This window comes from Photobacterium sp. OFAV2-7, from assembly GCF_022347985.1.
Taxonomy (GTDB): domain Bacteria; phylum Pseudomonadota; class Gammaproteobacteria; order Enterobacterales; family Vibrionaceae; genus Photobacterium.
In genome coordinates, this window is record NZ_JAKRFQ010000315.1 from 1 (window position 1) to 5,298 (window position 5,298).

4 protein-coding genes are annotated in these 5,298 nt (G+C 45.7%); 3 read left to right on the top strand and 1 reads right to left on the bottom strand.

Annotated features, from left to right (window positions below; translation table 11 throughout):
- The first annotated feature begins 39 nt into the window (after positions 1-39).
- Positions 40-417, top strand: a complete 378-nt coding sequence (locus MHN01_RS15545; protein WP_239412178.1) for a RidA family protein — start codon at positions 40-42, stop codon at positions 415-417.
- Positions 418-1,026: 609 nt separating this feature from the next.
- Positions 1,027-2,358, top strand: coding sequence for a hypothetical protein (locus MHN01_RS15550; RefSeq protein WP_370646510.1), 1,332 nt, complete (start codon positions 1,027-1,029; stop codon positions 2,356-2,358).
- A gap of 84 nt (positions 2,359-2,442) precedes the next feature.
- On the opposite strand, the gene MHN01_RS15555 is transcribed toward MHN01_RS15550, so the two are convergent.
- Positions 2,443-3,795: a sigma-54 dependent transcriptional regulator gene (locus MHN01_RS15555; protein WP_239412179.1), complete on the bottom strand. Its 1,353-nt coding sequence runs from the start codon at positions 3,793-3,795 to the stop codon at positions 2,443-2,445.
- 409 nt (positions 3,796-4,204) lie between these two features.
- Here MHN01_RS15555 and MHN01_RS15560 point away from each other — a divergent pair.
- Positions 4,205-5,298, top strand: a 1,094-nt coding sequence (locus tag MHN01_RS15560; RefSeq protein ID WP_239412180.1) for an ATP-binding cassette domain-containing protein, incomplete at its 3' end; no start/stop codon positions are given.

Genomic DNA, 5,298 nt, shown 5'->3' on the forward strand with positions numbered 1-5,298 from the left:
CGCTGTTTTACAATGGCACTATATTGAAAGTAGGAACTCATGGTAGAAACAGTAAATACAGAAAAGGCACCTGCAGCCGTTGGCCCGTATGTTCAGGCGAAAAAGTTCGGAAATATGCTATACACTTCTGGTCAGTTACCGCTAGATCCTGAGACGGGCAAAATGCCGGAAGATGTTGCTGCGCAGGCAAAACAATCTCTGGCGAATGTTGAAGCGATAGTCAATGAAGCTGGTTTGACAAAAGCAGATATCGTTAAGGCAACCGTATTTGTAAAAGACCTAAATGACTTTGGCATTGTCAATGACGTTTATGCTGCTTTCTTTGGTGCAAATTGCCCGGCACGTAGCTGTGTTGAAGTTGCGCGTCTTCCTTTGGATGCGAAAGTTGAAATTGAAGTTATTGCTGTTTCTGAATAATAAATAGCAAATAGAGGAAAGCTCGGATTATCCGGGCTTTTTTTTTACCTGTTTTCTGATGCTAGAATTAATACAAAAAATTTTTTAATACAACCACAATCTGTTTAGCTGCTCACCATTTCCATAATATTATTTCCCTTCATTATTTTCTCCTGTCTATTTTATGACTTTTTTAATATAGAGGCTGTTTCCCTTATGTGTTACACATTGCTTTGTAATTAATAGAATGATAAATATGTGATGACCATCCTGTTTTTCAAGTGGTTAATGAGTGTGTGTGAAGTTGTATTTTTGTTCGATTTTTGAATTGGATCAAAAGTTTACCGTGATATAGTTAGCTCAAAGTTATCCTGAATCAAGCTGGAGAAAATCATTTTGTGCGTGAATGGTTTTGCGGTGAAAATATTCTATTTATCTAGGTGTGAAATAGAATTTTGAAATTTTTTTCTCTCTTTCAAAGCGTATGCTTCTAATTAATGACTAGCACAGGGTGTGACTTAATATCATCGTAATATTGCAATTGTTATGGTGGCGTTAATGTGTGCTATTGAGTGTAAATAATAATGAAGATCTTACCAATAAATTCCTACAACATTGGAGCACAATAATATGAGTGATCAACTCAATACAAGTACGACGATTATAGATACCGGGAGTGCCGAATTACACGAAAAGGCAAATATGACCAAAGCCGAATGGAAAGAGGCGATCAAATTCGACAGTGTCGATATTGGCTGGATTGTCATGAGTATCGGGATGGCAATCGGTGCAGGCATTGTATTTCTTCCTGTTCAGGTAGGGGTAATGGGATTGTGGGTTTTCCTACTTTCATCTGTTATCGGCTATCCTGCGATGTATCTTTTCCAGAAACTATTTATTAATACGTTGGCAGAGTCGAAAGAATGTACAGACTATCCTGGAGTGATAACAGGTTATTTAGGTAAAAACTGGGGGATGGCATTAGGGGCATTATATTTTGTAATGCTGGTTATCTGGGTATTGGTCTATTCCCTTGCGGTGACTAATGACAGTGCTTCCTACCTGCATTCTTTCGGGGTAACCGAAGGCCATCTGAATGATAATGTTTTCTATGGCCTTGCCTTAATCTGTGTTCTGTCTTTTATCGGTTCAAAAGGTGAAAAGCTACTGTTCAAGCTATCTGGCTTTATGGCTGTAACAGTATTATCTCTGGTTGCAATTATGGGCGTATTGCTTATGGCGCGTTGGGATATGGCAAACGTTCCAGAGGTGGGTGAATGGGGTTCAATGCTGAAAGATGCAATTATCACTCTGCCGTTTACGCTGACTTCTATCCTCTTTATTCAGTCACTAAGCCCAATGGTTATTTCATACCGTTCTCATGAAAAATCTATTGAGGTTGCGCGTTATAAAGCATCAAGAGCAATGAAAATCGCTTTTGCTATCTTGTTTGTTATTGTGTTCTTTTTTGCTGTGTCTTTCACCTTCGCGATTAGCCAAGAGCAGGCAACAGAGGCAATGAACAAGAATATTTCGGCACTGGCGATTATTGCTCATTACTTCCCGGGCAGCTGGGCAACAATTGCTGGTATTGTTATCAATATCTTTGCGGTTGTGACTTCGTTCTTCGGCGTGTTCCTGGCGTTCAAGGAAGCGTGTACTGGCCTATGTATGAATATGCTTCTGCGTAAGTACGATGAGTCTGCGATTGACAAAAACCTGGTAAACAAGTTGGTGACGGTTTTCATTATCTTGCTGGCATGGGGCGCGATTGCCATTAATGCCCCAATCTTGTCTTTCACTTCAATCTGTAGCCCGGTATTTGGCTTGGTTGGCTGTTTGATCCCTGCTTATCTGGTACACAAGGTACCACACTTGGCCAAATATAAAGGGATGGCGACCAATATGATTATTGTTACTGGCATCCTGCTTTGTATCTCACCGATACTGGCTTTCATCTAAGATTGATACCGTAAGAAAAAGCGACCTCCGGGTCGCTTTTTTAGTATTGGCTACCAGCGATATGTCTTTGCAGGCTATGCAAGGTTACTCTGTGTAATCGCTTCGGTAGAGGCCGTACTTTTGCATCTTCTGGTTGAGAGTCCGACGTGGCAGGTCGAGCTCTTCCATAGTATCTATGATGCTGCCGTTATGACGTTGCAGAGTTTCATGCAGAACTTTGCGTTCAAAGTTCTGGACTTGGATTGCCAGCGGCAGGGCAGCGCTGGATGGCTCTGTAGTGAGGTTCGGGCGGGCAGCCAGAATTTCACCGACAGTCAGTGAGTTATCAAGGGCAAATCGGGTGGCGACATTTTTTAGCTCGCGAACGTTACCAGGCCAGGGGTAGCTGAGCAGCGCCTGCTGATCGCTCGGGCTTGCTTTGCGGGTGCCGCTGTGTACTTGCTGGGTATAGTGTTCGAACAGCAACAAAATATCATCGCCACGCTCTGAAAGAGGCGGCAAATAAAGCTGTGCTACATTGAGGCGATAAAACAAATCCTGCCTGAATTCCGGATGAAGCTGCAGATCTTCCTTCGCCGCAGCCACCACACGGAGATCGGTTTTGATTGCCGTGTTGCCGCCAACGCGCTCAATGGTGTTTTCCTGCAGTGAACGCAGTACTTTCACTTGCATGCCCGGCGGCATACTCTCTACTTCATCGAGGAACAAGGTGCCCTTGTCGGCAAATTCCAGTTTGCCAATTCGGCGCTTGATAGCGCCGGTGAAAGCTCCTGCTTCATGGCCGAACAGCTCGCTTTCAAACAGGTTCTCCGGAATTGCTGCGCAGTTGAGTGGTACAAACTCATGTTTGTTGCGCTGGCTTACCTGATGAAGGCAATGGGCGACCAGCTCTTTGCCGCAGCCTGTCTCGCCGTAGATAATGACATTGGTATCTATCGAAGCAATTTTGAGTAGCTGCTGGCGGAGATTTAGCATAGCATTGCTGCGGCCAATCAGGATTTTTTCCAATCCTTCTGCTTGTTCCAGATAGCGCTCTCTTTCATCGGAATTCACCTGGGTTTGCCTTTTCTCTTGTGCCCTGGCGACGGTTTCAAGTAGTCGTTCCGGATTAAAAGGCTTTTCGACAAAATCGAAGGCCCCTTCATGCAGGGCTTTTACCGCCATATCGACGTCTCCATGGCCGGTGATCAGGATCACTGGAATGGATGGGTTACGTATCAGGAGTTGGGGAAGCAGTGCCATACCGTCTATATCGGGTAATCTAACATCGCTGATGATGATGCCCGGAAACTGTTCGGGAATATTGTCGAGGGCTGATTGCCCATTGGCAAATTCCAGCACTTGGTAACCGGCCAGTTGCAGCCACTGGCTGGTGGCCTGTCGAACGATGTCATCATCCTCTATGAGGGCAAGATGCATATTTTCCTGATGCGACATACGGTACTTCCATTTACTGTTTTGGCTATAACTGTATTTGGGAATAGCGGTTATCGCAATCAGGATAAGGGCACGCTGTCACAGAGTGTGATTTGACCTTAATTTTCTGCTGCCAGGAAATTCAAAGATTGAAAACGGCTATTGGGGCTGTATAGAATAGCGCCATCATTTCATAAGGAGTTTACGCCACGATGAACAACTAACACCTGACATCCTTTTATTCTTTTTTTTGGATCCTCAGGGTTAGTGGGCGTAACTTCGTCTCTGCTATTGCCAGTTAATTGTGTTGCCTCCTGCTTAGGGCTGGTGGCGACTGCCGGTAATCAGCCTTACTCAAATGTCATTTCGATTCGTATACGGATCGCATCAGACGGTTACCCATTGCCCCTGAATTGTTTCAGGAGGTTATATGACCTTAATTCACTCGCCAATTTTGGTGCAGTCTCTTGCAGTTAGCCATAACAATGGCGAACCGCTGTTCAGTAATATTAGTTTTTCTTTGGGAAGTCAGATCACCGGATTGGTCGGGCGCAATGGTGTCGGCAAGTCTGTGCTGGCCAGCGTGCTGGTCGGTGATCGTATACCGGAAAGCGGTAAGGTGGTCTGTAATGTAAAGGTCGGCTATTTCTCGCAGATAACCCGGAACCAAGAGCGCCGGGAACTCGGCACAATCGCTGATTTTCTTGGTATATCAGCCAAGCTGAAAGCGTTGGCGCGAATCGAGCTTGGCAGTTGTGATCAAGCTGATTTCGATATGGTCGGTGATGACTGGGGAGCCGGGGACGCACTTTGCCTTCAGCTTCAAAAGATGGGTTTGCCCCCAGAGCTCTTCAAGCCATGTTGTAGATTGAGCGGCGGGGAGCTAACCCGGTTGATGTTATGGCAGCTCTTTGGTGCCGACTATGATTATTTGATCCTCGATGAACCTTCAAACCATCTGGATCGCGCTGGTCGGCAATGGCTGATTGAACAAATGGGTGCATTTGATGGCGGGATCTTGCTGATCAGCCATGATCGGCTGCTGCTCGAACATGTCGATGAGATCATGGAGTTAACTGCAGAGGGAATTCGACATTATGGGGGGAGTTATACTTCCTACGCCCGGCAAAAAGATCTACAACACGCAGCAATTGAGCGCTCTGTGGCCAACGCTGAAAAGCAGGTATTGCAAATTCGCAAGCAGTATCAGCGAAACTTGGAAAAAGCCCAGCAGCGTGCTGCACAGGGAAACAAGTTGCGACAAACCGGCAGCCAGTCAAAGCTATTGCTTGATGGGATGCGGCAATCGGCGCAGCTGTCTGCTTCCGCCCGTAAGGTACAGTTTGCCAATCAGCTGTCACAGGCGGAACAAAAGGCAACGGAACTGAAAGCCCAGCTGTCGCAGGTAAAGCCACAAAAAATTATGATAAGCCAATCTGAAAAGCGAGTGTCCTCTGTGCTAGCTCTGGTGGCCACGCAGCTTCGCTACGGGGACACCAGACCGATTAATCTTAACCTGCAATA